Consider the following 20,559-nt stretch of genomic DNA (forward strand, 5'->3'; position numbering starts at 1 on the left):
CCGCACGAGTCTTCCGCGGGCCGGTGCTGCAGCACTCCCCTCCCCCGACCGGTACCGGTCCGCGGATTCCAACGACTCCGGTTCCCCTTTCCCCGAAGGGGCGCCGGGGTGGACGAGGGGTCCCGGTGCTCGTTTCCCCGGACGAGCGCCGGGACCTTTCTTGTCTTCAGACCCCGTCCGTCAGGTCCGGCCCGTCATTTGCGGCGCAGCCGAGCCGTGGCGGCGAACTCGGGGTCGAGGCGCATCCCGCCGCCCGCGCCGAGCCGGGTGTGCTCCGCGGGCACCGCGAACCACGGTTGCCGCGGCCCGAGCAGCGGCGTGTACACCGGCACGAATCCCCTGTCCTGCAACGAGACCGCGAAGTCGGCACCGATCCGGCCGCGCCGGTCCAGCGCGCCGGTGCCCTGCCACGGCAGCAGCCCGGACCCGCCGAGGTAGGTGAACCCGCAGCGGCCGGGCCGCGCGGCGCTGACGGTGAGCCGCACCCGGTTCGGGAACAGCAGCTCCTCGTAGCCGAGTTCCTCATCGACCCGCATCGTCGCCAGGTAGCGCACGACGGTGTGCCAGGCACGGCGCAGCACCTCCACCCGCGACTGCCGCAGCAGCGGCGGCACCGCGCCCCCGTCCAGGTCGTAGACGTTCGCGTAGACCGCGCGCGCCCAGTTCGCCCGGTCGACGCCCTCCGGCACCGACAGCGGGACGGAGAACACCACCGACATCAGCATTTCGCGGAACATCAGGACCGAGGCGGCGACCTCCTCCGGGACGCCGTCCGCGCGCCGGTCCACCTGGTCGAGGGTGCGCAGCGGGTCCTCGGAGATGTCCAGCCCGCGCAGCGCGTCCGCCAGCAGCCGCCGGTGCCGCGCGGTGCGCTCGGCCCGCTCGGCGGGCAGGTCCACGTCGAGCCGCCGGGCCGCGACCGCGTCCACCTCCTCGATGGTGGCCGCCTCCCCCAGCCCGGCGAGGTCGGCGTACTCGCGCAGGATCGCGCTGTAGGTGCCGGTGATCGACAGCGGCCGCGGCCGGAAGTGCCTGCCATCGGTGAGGATGCGGAACCGCAACCCCGGCGGGTGCACCGCGCTCGCCGCGCGCTGCATCTCGCGCAACCGCGCCAGCCCGCCGAACTCGGCGAGGTCGGGCAGCGGCCCGCTCGCCTTCAGCCCGTTCAGGCACTGCTTGATGGGGAAGCCCAGCAGCACCACGTCGATCGGTTCGCCCGCGCGCAGGAACGGTTCGACGTCGCGGCGCAGGTGCTCCACCTGGTAGTTGGACCGCGCCCCCTTGAGGAACTGCTTGCGGCCCAGCACGTGGTGCAGCGCGTGCACCACCCGTTCCCGGTGCTCCGGTTCGGGCGCGGGTTCGTCGAGCCGGAACCGGTCGCGGGCGGCGCGGGCCACCCGGTCTGCGGCGCGGTCGGCGTCGGCGAGGACGTGCCCGGCGAGCTCCAGCGCGGCGTCCCGGCCCAGGTGCACCGCCCAGCGCTGCGCCGAGCGGTTCGACCGCAGCGCGCCGATCTGCAGCTCCTCCAAGGAATGCGTGTGCGAGAGCAGGCCCGGGCCGGATCCGCCCGCGCGCGGCCGGGGTTCCACTTCGAAGGTGGCGATCGCCGGGGCGCCGTCCGGCAGCGGCCGTCCCGGGACGCGTTCGTGCACGAGCCCGGGCACTTCCACCGCGACGGCGAGCGCGCCGGGGAACTCCGCGACCAGCGCGGTGCGGTTGTCCCGCAGGTCGTCGAAGACGGCGACCACGTCGAGCTCGCCGAGCCCGCGCAGCCGCGCCACCTTCAGCTCCGGGATCGGCCGGGTGCGTTCGTCGGGCATGCACAGCAGCGGCGCGTCCGGCACGCCCGCGTCCCGCAGCACGGCCGCGGTGTGCTCGCGGACCCGTTCGCGGCGGCCGGTGCAGAACACGACCTGCCCGCCTGCGTCCCGGACGTCCCAGGTGAAGCGGGCCAACCCGGCGTTGACCTCGTCGGTGCGCAGCCGCTGCCAGGGCCGGGCGAAGGCGCGGAAGAACTCGGCGTGCACCGCTCGCCAGTCCACCGCCGGGTACTTCTCGGCCAGCCCGGTGCGGTCGAGGAAGGTGGGCCAGGTCGATTCGACGTAGGTCGGCAGCACCGGCAGCGCGTCCGGGTCGGCGAGCTCGGGGATGCCGTGCGGCGCGCCGGGCCGGGGCCCGGACACGGCGCGGGTGGCTTCGACGGTGCGCCGCAGCGGGACGATGCCGCACAGGTCGAGGTCGATGACCACGGTGGGGCGCGGGCGCTCCGGTTCCCAGCGGCGGCGCCGGGTCCGGTCCTGCACGGTGTCGAGCACCTGGCGCAGCACCTCGTGCTGGTCCGGGTCGACCGAGTGCGCGTGGGCGCGCAGGTCGGTGCGGGCCAGCAGCCGCGCGGTCCGCCGGTCGAGGTGCCGCAGCTCCTGGTCGAGCACCCGGTCGATGCCGGCGCGCACCGATTCGCCGCGCGGCAGCGGGTAGCCGATGCGGCGGAAGCCGTCGGCGAGTTCGGCGAGCACCGCGAGCAGCGCCCGCGCGGCGGAACGCACCGCCTGCTCGTCGGGTTCGGCGACGGCGGCGGAGGTGACGACGCGCCCGGTGGCCTCCAGCTCGGTGGACAGCTCGAAGGCGAGCGGGGCGGAGTCCGCGCCGTCCGCCGCGAACAGCGCGGTGCGCCGGTGCTCCAGCGCGTGCCGGAAGGCCCGCAGCGGTGGGCGGACGAAGTGCTCCAGGAAGAACCCGAGCTCGTGCTCCCGGTGCCCGAAGCGGTTGTCGATGACCAGCCGCAGCAGCCCGGGCGCCCCGTCGGGTCCCGGCGCCAGCAGCGCGTCCGGCCGCACCGCGACGGTGCCGCCGGGGTGCTGCGGATGCGGCGGAGACGGCAGCGCACCACCGCGCGGGCCGGTCTCCGCGCCACGGCGCGCGGGTCCGGGGACGACGGTGGCGCAGTGCATCCGCAGCACCGGGTCCTCGCGCACCGCGCGCGGCAGCGGATCATCGTCGGGGCCGGTGCGCGGCGGGAGCGCCGCACCGAGGGTGCCGGTGAGCGCCCGCAGCCAGTCGGGGTCGTGGTGCCGCCGCCTGCGGCGCAACCGGACCAGCAGCCGGTACAGCTCGGCCCAGGTCGGTTCGGGACCGAGCGGCAGACCGTCGCCCGCGCCGTCGCCGACGAGCCGGAACTCCCCGCCGTGCCGGCGCAGGCGCAGCCGGTACCCGCCGTCGTGCAACATCCGGTCGGCTTCCGGCACCGGCAGCGGCGACCACAGGTCCTGGGCCGGCCGGTCCGTCCACATCGGGACCAGTGCGGCCGGGAGCGCTGCGGTGCTCGGCCGGGAGACCGGCGTGTGCGCGGTCACCGGGCGAGCTGGCGCGGTGCCGGCGCGGGGAACGCGCGCGGGCCGGGCGGAGCGGGGTGGTGGTGCGCCGCCGGAATTCTGCTGGGGGCGATCCGGTCCTGGCCGGCGGTGCGCCCCGGCGCGAAGTCGCGGGGAGTGCGGATGCGGGGAGAACCAGGCGCGACGCCGCAGTAGCTCACGATCACCTTTCCATCACAGCTCGGGGAGGTCGACTCACGCTAGATAGTGACAATGCGCGTCGGCAACGTGACCGAATGCATACGCCCGTACCGTAACCCCGACCCGATAGCAGTGACCTGGAACACTATGGGGGTGATCTGGATCCGCAAGGCACCCCTTCCGCCGAGCGGGACGCCCCCGCCCGGCGGCACCCCTTCGGTGGACACCGGCCCCGGCATGTCCACTGCCTGCGCGGACGGACCGCGCGGCACACTGGGGCCCGATCGACCGAGCGCTGCACACCGTCGTCCCGCACCACCCCCGATCCGGAACGACGAGCACCGGCGCTCCGGCCGGGAGCGCGGTTCCGCCCGCGCGCGAACCGGCTCCGAGGATGGTGATCTCGTCGATTGAGATGATCTCGGACGCAAGGACCTGGGATGATCTCGCGGCGGGACCGCAACGGGGAGTACGCCGACCGTCCACCGCGCCCCCCGCCGGACGCCCCTCCCACGACGGTCCGCACGAGTGATCAAGGAGACGCCTTGTCCGCCGAAGTCGCACCGCTGCGGCGCAAACCCGTCCAGCAGCGCAGCACCCAGCGCGTGGAGAAGATGCTGGAGTCCTGCGCCCAGCTCATCGACGAGCTCGGTTACGAAGGGGTGACCACCACCCTGATCGCCGAACGCGCCGGCGTCGCCGTCGGCTCGCTGTACCAGTTCTTCCCGGACAAGCGGGCGGTCGTGCAGGAGCTCACCCGGCGCAACCTGAACCGCTTCGTGGAGGCGATCGGCGAGCGCTTCGCCACCGCCGAGCTCGCGAACTGGTGGGACGCGGTGGACACGGTGATCGACGTGTACATCACCATGCACCGCGACGTGCCCGCGTTCAGCAGGCTGCACTTCGGCGACGTGGTGGACCTGCGGCTGCTCGACGAGAGCAAGGACAACAACGCGGTGATCGCCGACAAGCTCGTCGCGCTGCTCGGCGAGCGGTTCCCGCTGGACGGCGAGCAGCTGCTGCTGCCGCTGTCGGTGGCCGTGGAAGCGGCCGACGCGGTGCTGAACCTGGCGTTCCGCCGCGACCCGGCGGGCGATCCGCAGCTCGTCGCCGAGACCAAGGAACTGGTGCGCGGCTACCTGTCGAACCGGATGCCCGACGATCAGCCGAACGACATGCCCTCGCCCCGGTAGGTGGGCACGGCGCCGACCAGCTGGTTCCCCTCCACCAGGTGGTACTGGGCGAACCGCTCGGCGAGCTCGCCCGCCTTCGCGTGCCGCAGCCACACCCGGTCGCCGATCCGCAGCCGCCGCGCCGCCGCCCCGGACACCGGGGTCTGCACCTCCCCGGCCCCTTCGGCCGCGGTCAGCTTCAACCCGCGCGGCAGGTGCACGCTCGGCGCCCGGCTCGGCCCGGTGGGGCCGGAGGCGATGTAGCCGCCGGTGAACAACGTGGCGAACGACCGGCTCGGCCTGCGCACCACCGGCAGCGCGTAGAGCACGGCGGGACGCGGCCGGAACGCCCGGTAGGCGTCGAACAGGGTCGGCCCGATGAGCCCGGAACCGGCGGCGATCTCGGTGACGCTGCGCTCGGCGCCGGTCGTCTCGATGCTGCCGGTGCCGCCGCCGTTGACGAACTCCAGCGGCGCCACCGCGCGCACCCGGGCGACCGCATCGGCGCGGCGTTCGGCGAGTTCGGCGGCGGACCGGCGCTGCATCCAGCGCAGCGCGGACGCGAGCAGCGGTTTCCCGGGCGGGGCGTCGCCGAGCCCGGCGATCTGCCCTTCGTAGGCCATGATCCCGACCAGCCGGAACCCGTCGCGCCGCACGATCCGCTCGGCGAACCGGCGGGCCCGGGCCGGGGTGTGCACCGGCGACCGGCGGGGGCCGACGTGCGCGATCCCGCCGGGGATCGGGTGCCAGGCGGCGTCGAGTTCGAGGCAGACGCGCAGCGGTTCGCGGTGCGGCCCGACGACGTGGTCCACGTGGTCGAGGTGCTCCTCCGAGTCGACCAGGAGGGTGATCGCCGCGGCGGCGGCCGGGTCGGCGGCGAGCGCCCGCAGCGCAGCGCGGTCGGCGGTCGGGTACGCGACGAGGATGTCGTCGGAGGCGCCTTCCCGGTGCAGCCAGAGCGCTTCGGCCAGGCTGTAGGCCATCAGCCCTTCGAACCCGGGGGTGCCGAGGACCCGGCCGAGCAGGTCCCGGCAGCGCACGGACTTGGACGCGACCCGGATCGGGGTGCCGGCGGCGCGGCGGCGCAGGTCCGCGGCGTTGTGCCGGAACGCGTCGAGGTCGACGACGGCGAACGGCGGGTCGAGGTCGCGGGTAGCCCGGTCGAGCCTGGCGCGGTCGGCTTCCGGGTCGGGCTGCGGTGAGGTGTGGGCCACTCCGCCACGGTAGGCGGCCGGGGGTTGTTATGTGAATCTCATTCACTTAATTTCTTCGGCACCGCCGCCGCACCGGCCTCGAGCAGCAGCACCGCCCGGGCCACCAGGAGGTCTGCCGCAATGCCTCGACCAGGTTGGACGAACTGGGCCCGCACCGTCAGCCGCGCACCCGGCGGCACCGCCCGGCCCCGCGACGTCGCCGAAGCCGCCGTCCTGCTGCGCACCGCCGCCCGCGGCGGCCGCACCGTGCGCCCCCTCGGCAGCGGGCACTCGTTCACCGGCGTCGGCGCCCCCGACGACGGCGCGCTCGCCCTGGACCTCGCGCACTGGAGCGGCATCGAGCGCGTCGACCCACCGCACGTGACGGTCCGCGCGGGCACGCCGCTGCACCGGCTCAACCACGAGCTCGGCGAGCTCGGGCTCGCACTGCCCAACCTGGGCGACATCGACCGGCAGACCGTGGCGGGCGCGATCTCCACCGGCACGCACGGCACCGGATCCGCGCTCGGCGGGCTCGCCACCCAGGTCACCGGGCTGGAGCTGCTGCTCGCCGACGGGCGGACGGTGCGCTGCTCGGCGACCGAGCACCCCGACCTGTTCGCCGCCGCCCGGATCGGCCTCGGCGCGCTCGGCGTCCTCACCAGCGTCACGCTGCGCTGCGTCCCCGCGTTCCACCTGGTCGCCGACGAACGGCCGGAACCGCTGGACGAGGTGCTGGAGCGGTTCGAGCCGCTCGCCGCGGACAACGACCACTTCGAGTTCTACTGGTTCCCGCACAGCAGCCGGACGCTGGTCAAGCGCAACAACCGGCTGCCGGCCGGGGCCACACCGCGGCCGCTGGGCAGGCTCCGCGACTTCGTCGAGTACGAAGTGGTGGAGAACCGGGCGTTCAGCGCGCTCTGCCACCTCGGCCGGTTGCAGCCCCGGCTGGTGCGCCCGCTCAACCGGTTCTGCGCGGCGACCTGGTCCGCCCGGCACTACAGCGACCACGCGCACCGGGTGTTCGTGACGAAGCGGCGGGTGCGGTTCCTGGAATCCGAGTACGCGGTACCGCGTGCCGCGCTGCCCGACGTCCTCGGCGAACTGCGGGCCGCGGCCGCCCGGCTCGCCGAACCGGTGATGTTCCCGGTCGAAGTGCGGGTCGCCGCGGCCGACGACATCTGGCTGTCCACGGCGCACCGGCGGCCGAGCGCCTACATCGCGGTGCACCAGTTCACCGGAATGCCGCACCGCGAGTGGTTCGAGGCGTTCTGGTCGATCGCGGACGCGGCGGGCGGGCGCCCGCACTGGGGGAAGATGCACCGGCTCACCGCCGACGACCTGCGGGAGCGCTACCCGCGCTTCGACGACTTCCGGGCGTTGCGGGCCGAGCTGGATCCGGGCGGGCTGTTCCGCAACCGGTACCTGGACCGGGTGCTGGGCTGAACGGGCTCCCCGCGATCTCCCGGCACGCGTCGGCGGGCGACGACCGGCGGAGATCGCGGGAAGCCGCCCGGTCAGGCGACGGCGGCGCGCACCGCGTCGACGACCGGCACGTCCCCGTTGATCAGCGTGAGGACGCGACCGGTCGACTTCGGCTCGTCCAGCAGGGCCACCAGCACGGCGGCCACGTCCGCGCGGGTGATGTCGTCCCGGCGGGTCCGCTCCGCGAGCTCGACCCGGCCGGTCGGCGCGTCGTCGGTGAGCGAGCCCGGGCGCAGGATCGTCCAGTCCAGGTCGCGCGCCCGCAGGTCCTGCTCGGCGGCGAGCTTCGCGTCCAGGTAGGCGCTGAACACCTCGCCCACGTCCGCGGGCTTCGGCTGGTCCACGTTGATCGCGCTCACCTGCAGGAAGCGCCGCACGCCCGCTTGCTGCGCGGCCTCGGCCAGCAGCACCGAACCGGCGCGGTCCACGGTGTCCTTGCGCTCGATGCCGCTGCCCGGCCCGGCTCCTGCGGCGAACACGACCCCGTCCGCACCGGTCAGCTGCGCGGCGAGGGTGGCCGCGTCGGTGGACTCCAGGTCGAGCACCACCGGTTCCGCCCCGTCGGCGCGCAGGTCGTCGGCGTGCGCCGGGTCGCGGATCAACCCGACCGCCGTGTCACCCCGCTCGGCGAGCAGCCGCCCGAAGTGGCGGGCGATCTTCCCATGTCCTCCGGCTACCACGATTCGCATGCCCCCACCCTAGGTCCGGGCGCGCGGCCACCGCGCGCTCCGGACCGGGCGTCAGCTGCGGGACGGAGCCGGGGCCTCCGCGGCGAGCAGCTGCTGGTAGACGACCTCGTTGACCCAGCGGGACACGGCGGTGTGCTCGATCGGCGGGGCGTCCGCGAAGGAGCGGCCCGGCAGTTCGACCTGCACGTCGTCGGCCTCCGCGCTGAGCACGGCCACGCCGAACTGCCGCGCCCGGATCAGGCAGGTGGACATGAAGTCCTGCGCCAGCGTCACGCTCTTCGGCACGATGATCGCGGTGCTGGTGAACCGGGCGAACGGCACGGCCGCGGTGAGCGCGGTGCGCCAGTGCCTCGCCGGCGCGAGCATCCCGACCAGGTGCGCGCTCGGCGGCGGCACCCGGCCGTCCATCTCCGGCCACACCCAGGTCGCTATCTCCGCGCGGTCCAGCACCGGCTCGCTGCCGAAGCACAGCCGTTCGGCGTGCGCGTCGGGGACGAGCTCGGCGACCGGCACCACGTGCCTGCCGAGCATCTTCACCGGCGGCAGCACCGTGCCCGACCAGGCGAGGGCGTCGGCCGCCAGCGAGGTCAGCCTGCCGATGGAGGCCGGTAAATCGAGCGGAGATCGTGCGTGGGTAGAGCTGATCCGGACCTCGTTGTCGACCGTGGCACGTCCCGGCATTCCGGTCACGGCTCCCCGCCTCCCTCGATGCACTGGCTGCAACAAAAAGTGCTCACTCGCCCGGCACTCGTTCTTCCCAGGCAGTTCGACTAAAACAGGTCGAGGGCGATTCCTCTGCGCTGACGCGGTGCTCCTGCGACCGGCGGCGGCGAGCGGTCGGTGACCGGTCGGTGAGCGGTTCAGCGACTTCAGTCCGGCGGTGCGGCCAATCAGGTGACGCTCGGAAGGGGATGATTCCGCGATCCGCGAACGCGGCTCAACCAGCGTCGGAACGGGCCGGATCGTGCTCGGCCAGTCGTTTCCCGATCGTCTCCGCCGCGGGGAGCAACGGCTTGACCAGCTTGGAATGTTCGGTCCGGACACTGCGTGCGACCAAGCCGAGCGCGGCGACGACCGCGCCCCCGCCGCCCCGCACCGGAACCGCCACCGAGCAATTACCGAGCGTCATCTCCTCCGACGTTCGCGCGAACCCCCGACTGCGCACGGCCTGCAGCTCCCGCGCCAGCCTGCCGGGCTCGGTGATCGTGTAGGGCGTGTGCCTGGTCAACCCGCCCTCGCAGTACTCCTGCACCACCCGCGCGGGCGCGTGCGCGAGCAGCACCCGGCCCACGCCGGTCGGGTGCAGCGGCAGCCGGCCGCCGGCGCGCGAGATGATCGGGACGGAACGGGGCGCGGCCAGCTTCTCCACGTAGAGGGCCTCCCACCGGTCGCGCACCGCCAGGTGGACGTTCTCCCCGGTCAGCTCGCACAGCTCCTGCATCAGCGGCAGCGCCGCCGCTCGCAGCGCGGTGTGCACCGGGGCCAGCAGGCCGATCTCCCACAGCCGCAGCCCGATCTCATAGCACCCGTCCGCGGCGCGCTGCACCGCGCCCCAGGACTCCAGCTCGCCGACGAGCCGGTGCGCCGTGGCCAGCGGGATCCCGGCACGACGGGCGATCGCGGTCAGCGTGAGCCTGGTGTGCTCGATGTCGAACGCGGTGAGCACGCTCAACGCGCGCCCCGTCACCGAACGCCCCGCGTCCCGGCTGTTGCCCGCCATCCCGTCCTCCCGGCCGGCTCCTCGTCACGCTTCCAGCCCAGCACAGTCCCGCTCGGCAGCCAAGGGCCGTTCGCCGAGCCCGGTGGCCGGGCGGCCGAAGAGGTCGAACGCCGGCCTCGGACGTGCGGTCACCGCTCCCCCGCGGCCGGGCGGCGGACGCGTCCGCTCCCCGCCGCCCCGGGCGGGTGCGGTCACCAACCGAGACCGGTCGGTTCACTCCACCGATATCTACTGATCGCACACCATCGCGGTTAGCGTTCACCGGACCGCCAGGCTCGGGGAGGCGCGATGCGGGAAACGGTGTACTGGCTGGTCGGGCCGGGTGCGAAGGTGCGGCACGCGGTGGAGTTCGCACCGGGCGCGTTCCCCGGTGGCCAGCTGCTGCCCACCGTCTGCAACCGCTGGATCAAGGTGCCCTTCGCCGGCCGGGACGCGGCCGTGGACGCGATCACCGCGCGCTGCCCCGATTGCACCGACACCGTCCGCCCGCACCAGCCCTGCGAAGTCACCTGGAACGCCTGAGCACCTGCACCGGACCCGGTCCGGGAAGCGCTCCGATCGGCGGGCAGGGCTTGATCACTCCGGCAAGGCCAGATCACTCCGGCAGGGCTTGATTACTCCGTCAGGGCCTGATTACTCCGTCAGGGCCTGATGTCGACCGCGTCCTTGCCCGTAGTACCGAATCGGTGAATGCTGGTCGGCAGCGGAATCCACTGGGGGCAGTCGATTCCAGCCGTCGATCGAATCCGACGAAGCCGAATCGGAACGATGCGAATCGGAATCCGATTCCTCTTACCACCGAGCGACGCAGCCACCGAGCGACGCAGCCACACTGGGGGAACATGTGTCCACTGGAACGACGGATGACGCCCACGAACACCTCGACACCGCACTCCTGATCCCGGCAGCATCCCGGACGAGGACTGGGAAAAACGCGCTCTCGCGGAATTCGAGCAGCGAATGCTGGATGCCGGAGAACCGTTCCCGTGCATCTTCGGCGTGGACGCGGTGCGCCGCGGCACGCTGCGCTACGCGTTCGTGCGCCGCGGGCGGCACCGCGCCTCGGACCTGGTGGCCGCACTGCGCGAGTACGCGGACGGCTGCGCCGGACTGGGACGCCGCACCTCGCTGGTCACCTTCTTCGAGCACGATGCCGAGATCCGCGGCCTCCCCGCGCACTGGGCGGAGTTCTGGCGACTGCTCCGCACCGTCCGCGACGCCGACGAACAGCCCTGGCCCGCCGGTATCGACCAGGACACCGAGAGCCCCACGTGGGAATTCTCCTGCTTCGGGAAATCGTTCTTCGTGGTCGCGAACACCCCGGCGCACGAATTGCGGAGAAGTCGACACCTCGGCCACTTCGCGATCACCTTCCAGCCGCGCTTCGTGTTCGACGGGCTGTCCGCGGACACGACCGCGGGGAGGAATGCGCGGAGCATCATCCGGGAGCGGCTCGACAGGTACGACCGAGTCGCACCGCATTCCGGGCTCGGTGATTTCGGGGAGCCGGGAAACCGGGAGTGGATCCAGTACTTCCTGCCCGATACCGACCGAGGAATCCCAGCGGAGCAGCGGTGCCCGCTGTCCGCGCGAACGGAAGGAACCACCATGACCGGTCCGGCGATCATCGACTCCGAGGCGCTCCCGTTGCCCGGTGAGCTGGAATCACTGCTGCCCGACCAAGGTGCCGTCGAGCTCCAGCACGACGGGCCGGGGAAGACCTTCAGCTGGCACGAGCACAGCGTCGACGAGCGGTTGTACGTGATCCGGGGCGAGCTCACCCTGTTCTGGCACGACCCCGCGACCGGCTACCACGAGCGGCGCTGCTCACCCGGCGCGGTGATCGCGCTGCCCGCGGGAACCGTGCACGGGTCGACCGCAGGTCCCGGCGGCGCCTACTACGTGATCCGCCCGATGGGCCCGAACCCGGAAACCCGGTTCCTCCCCGAGCAGGACTGGCCGCACCCGCTGCCCGGCGAGGAGGGCAGCTGACGCAGCCGGCCGCCCGGTGCGCCCCGCCTGCGGCCGGGCCGGTCACGTCCATCGGCCGCGGACCAGTCCCACGCCCGCACCCGCGGCGAACAGCGCCATCGGGTAGCCGATGGTGATCAGGTCGAACCCGACCAGCGCCACGACGAGCAGGCACACCGCGAGGACGATCCCGAACGCCCTGGCGGCCGCACCGTCCGCGACCTTCCCGTACACCGCCGCGCACAACACGTAGAGCAGGAAGAAGTTCTGCCCCGCGACCTCGAACATGCCGGTGACCGTGATCAGGCCGGTGGCCGAGCACAGCACCACCAGCAGGAACAGGCCGACCGTGGCGAGGACCGCCCGCCGCGGCACTCCGCCGACCCGGCTCACCGCCGCCAGCGAGCGGGGCAGCAACCCCTGGTCCGCGCTCGAGTAGACGAGCCGGGAAGCGCCCCACACCGCGCCGACCAAGTTGGCGGCGAGGATCAGCACCCCCAGCACGGAGACCAGCGTGGCCGCGGTCGGGGAGAACGCCGTCTCCACCAGTTCGGCCAGGGGTGCGGTCTCGACCCGCGGCGAGGAGGGGTCCAGCACCGCCTGCACACCGGCCGCGAGCAGCAAGTACACCCCGATCACGATCAGGAAGCTCAGCGCCACCACGCGCGGGAAGTCCCGGCGCGGATCGCGGTACTCACCCGTGGTGAACGCGATCATCTCCCAGCCGGTGAAGCCGAAGAAGACGATGCCGACCACGGTGAAGGCGTGTCCCCAGCCCTCCGGCCCGAAGTCCGGCGGGCTGAACTGCGCGCCCGGCGCGAACAGCCCCAGCGCGCCTACCGCCAGCAACGCGGCGGTCAGGACTGCTGCCAGCACGGTCTGCACCCGCGCGGACAGCGCCGTGCCCGCCGTGAGCATCGCCGCGACCGGCAGGAGCAGCACCACCGCCCCGATCCACGCCTGCGACGCCGGCCAGTTCAGCGCCGCCGCCAGGTACCCGCCACCGCTGAGCGCGATCGCCGGGATCCCGAGGCCGAAGGTGCCGATCAGCACGACCTCCACGCCCGCCGCGCTGATCCGGCCGAAGCCGGCCCCGGCGAAGCCGGCGATGCCGCCCGCGGACGGGAACCCCGCCCCCAGCCTGGCGAACACGAAGATCAGCGGGAGGGTGATCACCGCCGCGAGCACCCAGCCCAGCAGTGCGTCGTTCCCGGCCTCGCGCAACGCCGCACCGGGCAGCACCAGCGCGCCGCCACCGATCACCGTGGTGACCGCGAGGGCCGTGGCGGGGACCACCGTGAGGTGGCGGCGCAGCCCGGCCGGCGGGCTTTCGGTGGAGTTCGCACCTGTCGTGTCGCGCACTGTGAGGAACCTCGCTTCCACCCGGATCCGATCGACTCCAGCTTGCTGGCGACGGACAGATGAGAAAAGCGAATTGTTCTAAGCTCGACCAAGTAGCACTTCTCATCTATTCGTGAGGGCCTGCGTGAACCTCGAACGCCTGCGGCTGCTGCACGCGGTCGCCACCGAAGGATCGGTCGCCAGGGCCGCCGCCACGCTCGTCGTCACCCCGTCGGCCGCGTCGCAGCAGCTGGCGAAGCTCGAGAAGGAGACCGGTCAGCGGCTGCTGGCGCGGGACGGGCGCGGGGTGCGCCTCACCGACGCCGGTCACCGGCTGGTGGACCACGCCAAGCGGATCCTCGCCCTGGTCGAAGAAGCCAGGGCTGATCTCGAAGAACACCGCGGCCGGGTTTACGGCACGCTCGCCGTGGCCTCCTTCGCCACCGCCGCCAGGGGCCTGCTCCCCGAAGTCATGGCCCGGATGGCGGCACGCCACCCCGAGCTGTGCGTCGAACTGCGCGAGCAGGACCCGGGCGAGTCGATCCCGGCGGTGGCCCGCGGTGCCGTCGACGTCGCCCTGGTGCAGGACTGGGCGACGGAGCCGCTGGTCGTGCCGGACGGCTTGGCGACGACCGCGCTGTTCGACGACCAGGTGGACGTGGCGCTGCCCGCCGAGCATCCTTCGGCCGGGCGCGAGCAGATCGATCTCGACGAGGTCGCGGGCCAGCGGTGGATCAGCTGGCCGTCCGGTTCGATCTGCCACGCCTGGCTGCTGCACACGCTGCGCAGCCGGGGCGTCGAACCGCTGATCGCGCACACCGTGGCGGAGCACTCCACGCAACTGGCGCTGGTCGCCGCCGGCCAGGGCATCGGGATCATCCCCCGTCTCGGCCGCGGCCGGCTGCCCGGCGGAGTGCGGGTGGTGCCCGTGCGCCCGGCGCTGTCCCGGCGGGTCCACGTGGTGTGGCGCACCGGCGCGGGCCGGCGTCCCGCGATCCGGGCCGTGCTGGACGTGCTCACCACCACTCCCCCGGGCTGAACGGCGTCCGGAACGACGAAAGGCCCCCGGTTGAACCGGGGGCCTTTCGCTGGTGGGCGAGGAGGGAGTTGAACCCTCACGTCCTTACGGACACACGGACCTGAACCGTGCGCGTCTGCCATTCCGCCACTCGCCCGTGGCTTGGTCGAAGCTTATCCTGCCCGCTTCGGCCGTCTGCACCGGGGTCCGTTCCACCTGACTGGTGTTCCGCGCCCCCGTCGTGCTGGCTGGGAAAGATTAGCACCCCGCCGGAGGTGACTTTCAGCGGGGGTGGCACGAGTTGGGAACTGGTCGGTGTCCCGCCCCGTTGACCCAGATACGATGGGTGCCGGAGTCGTACGCGTGGAGGGGATTGTCGTGGGCCTCGTGCAGCGCTTCGAGCGCAAGCTCGAAGGCATGGTCGGCAATGGCTTCGCGCGCGTGTTCGGCGGGAAGGTGGTCCCGCAAGAGGTCGCGCAGGACCTGCAGCGTGAGGCTGAGGTCCAGCTGCGGGAGCTCGCGGGGGGCCGCCTGCTGGCGTGCAACCACTACGTGGTGCTCCTCAGCCCGTCCGACCACGAACGGCTCACCGGTGATGAGGCCCGGGTGACCGACCTCCTCACCGACTGCGTTCAGGAGCACCTCACCGAGCAGGGGTGGGACACATATGGTGACGTCGTAGTCTCCCTGGAGCGCTCTGAGACGCTGCACACGGGACAGTTTCGTATCAAGTCGTCAGTCGACCCCGACATCAATCGGCGGACGGCAAACCCTCGTACCGCAGGAGACCGACCCATGAGCCAGCCACCCGGCCACTACCCCCAGGGAGATCCGTACGGCCAGCAGCAGGGGCAGTACGGCTACGACCAGGGCTACGGCCAAGGTCAGTACGGGCAGGACCCCAACTACGGCTACGGCCAGCAGCCCGGTTACGACCAGGGCTACGGCCAGCAGCAGCAGCCTGGCTACGGCCAGCAGCCGCCGCAGCCGGGTTACGACCAGGGCTACGGACAGCAGCCGGGTTACGGGCAGCAACCCGGCTACGACCAGGGCTACGGGCAGCAGCCCGGTTACGACCAGGGCTACGGCCAGCCCCAGCCGGGGTACGGCCAGCCCCCGCAGCCGGGTGGCGGTTACCCGCCGAGCACCCCGGGCGGTTTCCCGCAGCAGCCGGGCTACGACCAGGGCTACGGCCAGCCGCAGGGCTACGACCCCGGTTACGGGCAGCAGCCCGGTTACGACCAGGGCCAGGGTTACGGCCAGCAACAGCCCGGTTTCGACCAGGGCTATGCTCAGCCGCCGCAGCCGGGTTTCGACCAGGGCTACGGACAGCCCGGTGGGGCCTACCCGCCGAGCGCTCCGGGTGGCTACCCGGAGGCGCGCCAGCAGACGGCGATGCTGCAGCTCGACGACGGTTCCAACCGCTCGTACACGCTGCAGCACGGCTCGAACGTGATCGGTCGCGGTCAGGAAGGCCAGTTCCGGCTCCCTGACACCGGTGTGTCCCGCAAGCACATCGAGATCACCTGGGACGGCATGTCCGCGATGCTGGCGGATCTCGGTTCGACCAACGGCACCACGGTCAACGGCACCCCGGTGCAGACTTGGCAGCTGGCGGACGGGGACGTGATCCGCGTCGGCCACTCCTCGTTGGTGTTCCGCAGCCAGGGCTGACCCGTCGGTCCCGGCTCACAAGACGGAGTAGGAGCGTTCACAACAAGTGCCAGAGCTGGTGATTCAGCTGACCAGAGCAGGGTTCCTAGCCCTGCTCTGGTTGTTCGTGCTGGCCGCGCTTCGCGTGGTTCGCTCCGATCTGTATTCCGCCTCCGGCATGCGGGTGTCGATGCCGGGGGCGGGCAAGACGTCGAGCAAGCAGGCCCGCGGCAAGAGCAAGGCGCCACGGCAGATGGTCGTGACGCACGGTCCCCTCGCGGGCACCCGCATCTCGCTCGAAGGTCGGCCGATCATGATCGGCCGGGCCGACGACTCCACGTTGGTGCTGGACGACGACTTCGCGTCGACCCGGCATGCTCGGTTGTCGCTCCGCGGCACCGACTGGTACGTGGAGGATCTAGGCTCCACTAACGGCACATACCTCGATCGGGCGAAGGTCACGGGAGCCACGAAGGTCCCGCTCGGCGTTCCGATCAAAATCGGCAAGACGGTGATCGAGCTGCGCTCATGACCCTCGTCCTTCACTACGCTGCCCGCAGCGACCGCGGCCTGGTGCGCTCGAACAACCAGGACTCGGTCTACGCCGGCCCACGACTTCTCGCCCTCGCGGACGGCATGGGAGGCCATGCCGCCGGTGAGGTCGCCAGCAAGGTCGTCATCGCGGCCCTAGCGCCGCTCGACGACGACGAACCCGGTGACGACCTGCTCGGACACCTCCGCCAAGCGGTGCTGTCCGGCAACGGTGCGATCTCCGAGCTCGTCTCCCAGGACCCCGACCTCGACGGCATGGGGACCACGCTGACCGCGGTGCTGTTCGCGGGAAGCAAGCTGGGGCTGGTGCACATCGGCGACTCCCGCGCCTACATGGTGCGCGACGGCGAGCTATCCCAGATAACCCACGACGACACCTTCGTCCAGTCGCTGATCGACGAGGGCCGGATCACCGAGGAGGAGGCCGCCAACCATCCGCAGCGCTCGTTGCTGCTGAAGGCGTTGACCGGCCACGAGGTCGAGCCCAGCCTCGCCGTGCGCGAGGCCCGGGCGGGCGACCGCTACCTGCTCTGCTCCGACGGCCTCACCGGTCCGGTCAGCGAGGAGACGATGGCCGACGCCCTGCGGATCCCCGATCCGCAGGCCTGCGCCGACCGCATGATCGAGATGGCGTTGCGCGGCGGTGGCCCCGACAACGTCACCGTGATCATCGCGGACGTCGTGGACGTCGAATTCGGCGAGGACGCCCCGATCGTCGGCGGCGCCGCGGGAAACGGAGAGGAGGATCCGCAGCCGGACTCTTCGGCGGCCCGCGCGAGCGCGGCCACCATGCCGAAGCCACAACCGCAGCGGTACGAAACAGCCCCCCCTCCTGACCAGGGCACGCACCGGCGAGGCTGGCTGCGTGCACTCTTCGTCGTAGCCGCCGCGATCGTCGTGCTCGTGGGAGCGGGCCTGGTCGGGCGATGGTGGCTGCTCCAGCAGTACTACATCGGCGTCAACGAGGCCGACGACGTGGTGATCTTCCAGGGCCTCCAGGGCAGCGTCCTCGGCGTGTCGCTGCGCTGGCAGGTCGAGGACTCCTGCCCGGAGGGCTCCGCACCGGACTGCCAGCCGATCGGCATCAACGATCTGCAGGAAGCCCGGCGCACCGACGTGCGCAGCGGCATCACCGACGTGGACGGGCTCGACTCCGCGCGCGACGCGATGCGGCGGCTGCGGATGACCGCGCTGCTGCCGCAGTGCGAGGAACCCGACCCGGCTCCCCCGGTGAACTCGCCCTCGACGCCGCCGGAACCACCCGCGCCCCCGGGGCAGACCACGGAGCCGGGCGAACCGTCCGCACCCGGTGCTCCCCCGTCGCCGACCGACACACCGCTGGCGTCGGCTGAGCAGACTCCCGGGGTCACCTGTCGGACGGTGAGCTGATGTCCCAGCCGGGCACGTCCGCCGAAAGCACCTCCGGCTCGAACACGGCCTCGTCGGGCGACACCCGGCGGGGCACCGAGCTGTTCCTGCTGGTGTGCAGCGCGGTGATCGTCACCTTCGCGCTGATGCTGGTCGAGATCAGCCAGGAGAACACGATCACGCGCCAGCTGTTCATCTACGGCGCCGCGTACCTCGCGCTGTTCGGTGGCGCGCACGTCGCGGTGCGCAAGTGGGCTCCGTACGCGGACCCGCTGATGCTGCCGCTGGTCGCGCTGCTCAACGGCCTCGGGCTGGTGATGATCCACCGGATCGACATCGCCAAGGAGACCGAGTACGCGGTGCGGCAGATCGCGTGGCTGACGCTGAGCCTCGTCCTGTTCGCGCTGGTGCTGGCCTTCATCAAGGACCACCGCGTACTGGCGAAGTACAGCTTCACCTGCGGTTTCGTCGGGCTCGTGCTGCTCGCGCTGCCCGGCCTGCTGCCGAGCGCCATCTCCGAGGTGAACGGCGCCAAGCTGTGGATCAAGTTCGGGCCGCTCGGGCAGGTTCAGCCGAGCGAGTTCGCCAAGATCCTCCTGATGATCTTCTTCGCGTCCTTCCTGGTGTCCAAGCGCGAGCTGTTCACCACCGCCGGCCGCAAGTTCCTCAACGTGGAGCTGCCGCGGCCGCGGGACCTGATGCCGATGCTGGTGGCCTGGGTCGCCGCGATCGGCATCGGCGTGCTGGAGAAGGACCTGGGCACGTCGCTGCTGTTCTTCGGCATCGTGCTGGTGATGCTCTACATCGCCACCGAGCGCGCCATCTGGGTCGTGCTGGGGCTCTCGCTGTTCGCCCTCGGCGCGGTCCTCGCCTGGCAGACCGTGACCCGCGTGCAGTCCCGGGTGAACGTGTGGCTGGACCCGCTTTACCACGACGACGGCTACCAGCTCAAGCAGGCGCTGTACGGCCTGGGCAGCGGTGGTATCGGTGGAACCGGCCTGGGCAACGGCAACCCGGAGATCGTGCCGTTCTCCAACAGCGACTTCATCATCACGTCGATGGGTGAAGAGCTCGGGTTGGTAGGCCTGATCGCGATCTTCCTGATGTACCTGCTGCTGATGATGCGCGGCTTGCGGAGCGCGCTCGCGGTGCGGGACTCGTTCGGCAAGCTGTTCGGCGGGGGCCTCTCGTTCACCGTCGCGCTGCAGCTGTTCGTGGTGGCGGGCGGTGTGACCGGGCTGATCCCGCTGACGGGTCTGACCGCGCCGTTCCTCGCCTACGGCGGCTCGTCGCTGCTGGCGAACTACATCCTGATCGCCATGCTGCTGCGCATCTCGGACGCGGCCCGCAGGCCGCAGACCCCGGCGAAGCCGAAGCCGCAGCAGGCCCCGATCGCCGAAGCACACACCGAATTGGTGGAACGTCCCCGATGAACAAGCCGCTCCGACGAGTCGCCCTGGCCATGATGGCCATGGTGCTGCTGCTGATGGCCAACGTGACCTACGTGCAGGTCATCCAGGCCGACGACCTGCGTCACGGGCCGGGCAACAGCCGCACCCAGCGGGCCGAGTACGCCAAGCAGCGCGGTCAGATCATCGCGGGCGGCCAGTCGCTGGCGAACTCGGTGGAGAGCGGCGACGAGCTGAAGTTCCAGCGCACGTACCCGAACGGGCCGCTGTACGCGCCCGTCACCGGGTTCGACTCGCCGACCTACGGTTCCAACGGGATCGAGCGGGCGATGGACTCCATCCTCAACGGGTCCGACGACAGCCTCGCGTTCAACCGGCTCTCCGACATGATCACCGGTCGGGCGCCCGCCGGCGGTGACGTGGAGCTGACCATCAACCCGGCGATGCAGAAGGTCGCCTACGACGAGCTGACCAGCAAGGGCTTCCAGGGTTCGGTGGTCGCGCTGAACCCGAAGACCGGCGAGATCCTCAGCATGGTCAACTCCCCGTCGTACGACCCGAGCCCGCTGGCCTCGCACGACAACAACGTCGCCGCCGAGCACTGGCAGGCGATGGAGAACGCGGACGGTTCGCCGATGAGCAACCGCTCCGTCTCCGAGATCTACCCGCCCGGTTCGACGTTCAAGCTGATCACCACGGCGGCCGCGCTGGACGACGGCTACCAGCCGAACTCGACGGTCACCGACGCGGCTTCGATCACGCTGCCGGGCACCAGCACCAAGCTGCCGAACTACGGCGGCAACACCTGCAAGGGCAACACGCTGACCGAGGCGCTGGCGCACTCCTGCAACACCGCGTTCGCCGAGATCGCGGGCAAGGTCGGCGCCGACAAGCTGCGCGAGACCGCGGCCAAGTTCGGCTTCAGCAACGACCTGCAGATCCCGATGACGGTCGCCAAGTCCGACCTCGGGCCGATGTCCGACGACGCCTCGCTGTACCAGAGCGGCATCGGCCAGCGCGACGTCCGCGTCACCCCGATGCAGAACGCGATGATGGCCGCGGCCATCGCCAACGGCGGCAAGCTGATGAAGCCGCAGCTGGTCAAGAGCACGCGGGCCCCCGACATGGAGGTCATCGACGAGCTCAAGCCGGAGCAGATGAGCCAGGCCGTCAGCTCCACCGTGGCCGACCAGATCCGCGCGATGATGCTCAAGTCGGAGCAGTACACCAAGGGCTCCGGCAAGATCTCCGGGATCGACATCGCCTCCAAGACCGGTACGGCCCAGCACGGCGACGCCGCCGACAAGCCGCACGGGTGGTACGTGGCGTTCGCCCCGGCCGAGGACCCGAAGATCGCGGTGGCGGTGATCGTCGAGAACGGCGGCGACGAGGGCGCGGAGGCCACCGGTGGCTCGCTCGCGGCCCCCATCGGCCGCGAGGTGATCCGGGCGGGCCTCCAGGGAGGTGGCTGATCCC

Annotated in this window: 16 protein-coding genes and 1 tRNA gene; 10 read left to right on the forward strand and 7 right to left on the reverse strand. The window is 71.8% G+C overall.

Annotated elements, in window-relative coordinates; all coding sequences use genetic code 11:
* Positions 1–194: 194 nt before the first annotated feature.
* Positions 195–3,353 carry an L-tyrosine/L-tryptophan isonitrile synthase family protein gene (locus LCD33_RS15605; RefSeq protein ID WP_224958808.1) on the reverse strand — a complete coding sequence of 1,053 codons (3,159 nt, stop codon included), beginning with the start codon at positions 3,351–3,353 and terminating at the stop codon, positions 195–197.
* 704 nt (positions 3,354–4,057) lie between these two features.
* Between LCD33_RS15605 and LCD33_RS15610 the strand changes: the two genes are divergently transcribed.
* Positions 4,058–4,705: a TetR family transcriptional regulator gene (locus LCD33_RS15610; RefSeq protein ID WP_224958810.1), complete on the forward strand. Its 648-nt coding sequence runs from the start codon at positions 4,058–4,060 to the stop codon at positions 4,703–4,705.
* On the opposite strand, the gene LCD33_RS15615 is transcribed toward LCD33_RS15610, so the two are convergent.
* Complete coding sequence (locus tag LCD33_RS15615) at positions 4,675–5,898, reverse strand: amino acid deaminase/aldolase (protein ID WP_224958812.1); 1,224 nt, start codon at positions 5,896–5,898, stop codon at positions 4,675–4,677. The two genes, LCD33_RS15610 and LCD33_RS15615, sit on opposite strands and share 31 nt — an antisense overlap.
* 120 nt (positions 5,899–6,018) lie before the next feature.
* Between LCD33_RS15615 and LCD33_RS15620 the strand changes: the two genes are divergently transcribed.
* A complete protein-coding gene (locus tag LCD33_RS15620) occupies positions 6,019–7,323 on the forward strand; it encodes a D-arabinono-1,4-lactone oxidase (RefSeq protein WP_224977989.1) in 1,305 nt (434 codons plus the stop codon).
* 71 nt (positions 7,324–7,394) lie between these two features.
* On the opposite strand, the gene LCD33_RS15625 is transcribed toward LCD33_RS15620, so the two are convergent.
* The 3 genes from LCD33_RS15625 to LCD33_RS15635 all read right to left on the reverse strand — a co-directional run bounded on the left by LCD33_RS15625 (position 7,395) and on the right by LCD33_RS15635 (position 9,771).
* Complete coding sequence (locus LCD33_RS15625) at positions 7,395–8,051, reverse strand: SDR family oxidoreductase (protein WP_224958814.1); 657 nt, start codon at positions 8,049–8,051, stop codon at positions 7,395–7,397.
* 51 nt (positions 8,052–8,102) lie between these two features.
* Complete coding sequence (locus tag LCD33_RS15630; RefSeq protein WP_224958841.1) at positions 8,103–8,732, reverse strand: hypothetical protein; 630 nt, start codon at positions 8,730–8,732, stop codon at positions 8,103–8,105.
* Positions 8,733–8,988: 256 nt separating this feature from the next.
* Positions 8,989–9,771 (reverse strand): IclR family transcriptional regulator, encoded by a 783-nt coding sequence (locus LCD33_RS15635; protein ID WP_224977990.1) that lies wholly within the window; start codon positions 9,769–9,771, stop codon positions 8,989–8,991.
* 288 nt (positions 9,772–10,059) lie between these two features.
* On the opposite strand from LCD33_RS15635, the gene LCD33_RS15640 reads away from it, so the two are divergent.
* On the forward strand, positions 10,060–10,293 hold the full coding sequence (locus LCD33_RS15640; RefSeq protein WP_224958816.1) for a hypothetical protein: 234 nt from the start codon (positions 10,060–10,062) through the stop codon (positions 10,291–10,293).
* A gap of 438 nt (positions 10,294–10,731) precedes the next feature.
* The gene (locus tag LCD33_RS15645; protein WP_224966681.1) at positions 10,732–11,763 is read left to right on the forward strand and encodes a YqcI/YcgG family protein; all 1,032 of its coding nucleotides are present in this window, start codon (positions 10,732–10,734) and stop codon (positions 11,761–11,763) included.
* 42 nt (positions 11,764–11,805) lie between these two features.
* Here the strand turns inward: LCD33_RS15645 and LCD33_RS15650 are convergent, their stop codons facing one another.
* A complete protein-coding gene (locus LCD33_RS15650; RefSeq protein ID WP_224966680.1) occupies positions 11,806–13,104 on the reverse strand; it encodes an APC family permease in 1,299 nt (432 codons plus the stop codon).
* A 124-nt stretch (positions 13,105–13,228) separates the two neighbouring features.
* On the opposite strand from LCD33_RS15650, the gene LCD33_RS15655 reads away from it, so the two are divergent.
* Complete coding sequence (locus tag LCD33_RS15655) at positions 13,229–14,122, forward strand: LysR family transcriptional regulator (RefSeq protein WP_224958819.1); 894 nt, start codon at positions 13,229–13,231, stop codon at positions 14,120–14,122.
* A 50-nt stretch (positions 14,123–14,172) separates the two neighbouring features.
* Here the strand turns inward: LCD33_RS15655 and LCD33_RS15660 are convergent.
* Positions 14,173–14,258: transfer RNA gene (locus LCD33_RS15660), tRNA-Leu, on the reverse strand.
* Positions 14,259–14,479: 221 nt separating this feature from the next.
* Here LCD33_RS15660 and LCD33_RS15665 point away from each other — a divergent pair.
* From LCD33_RS15665 to LCD33_RS15685, 5 genes are read left to right on the forward strand one after another with little or no spacing between them, the layout of a single operon-like run.
* Entirely contained in the window at positions 14,480–15,775 is a 1,296-nt protein-coding gene (locus tag LCD33_RS15665; RefSeq protein ID WP_308011283.1) for a DUF3662 and FHA domain-containing protein, read from the forward strand.
* 46 nt (positions 15,776–15,821) lie between these two features.
* Positions 15,822–16,286, forward strand: coding sequence for an FHA domain-containing protein (locus LCD33_RS15670; RefSeq protein ID WP_184483956.1), 465 nt, complete (start codon positions 15,822–15,824; stop codon positions 16,284–16,286).
* Positions 16,283–17,695, forward strand: coding sequence for a PP2C family serine/threonine-protein phosphatase (locus tag LCD33_RS15675; RefSeq protein ID WP_224958822.1), 1,413 nt, complete (start codon positions 16,283–16,285; stop codon positions 17,693–17,695). Before LCD33_RS15670 ends, LCD33_RS15675 begins: the two co-directional genes overlap by 4 nt.
* Positions 17,695–19,107, forward strand: coding sequence for an FtsW/RodA/SpoVE family cell cycle protein (locus LCD33_RS15680; protein ID WP_224966678.1), 1,413 nt, complete (start codon positions 17,695–17,697; stop codon positions 19,105–19,107). Before LCD33_RS15675 ends, LCD33_RS15680 begins: the two co-directional genes overlap by 1 nt.
* Positions 19,104–20,555, forward strand: a complete 1,452-nt coding sequence (locus LCD33_RS15685) for a penicillin-binding protein 2 (protein ID WP_224958824.1) — start codon at positions 19,104–19,106, stop codon at positions 20,553–20,555. The genes LCD33_RS15680 and LCD33_RS15685 overlap by 4 nt, the downstream gene beginning before the upstream one ends.
* Positions 20,556–20,559 lie beyond the last annotated feature (4 nt).

Origin of the sequence: Saccharopolyspora sp. 7B (genome assembly GCF_020177435.1) — a bacterium.
GTDB classification, from domain to species: Bacteria; Actinomycetota; Actinomycetes; order Mycobacteriales; family Pseudonocardiaceae; genus Saccharopolyspora_C; species Saccharopolyspora_C gregorii.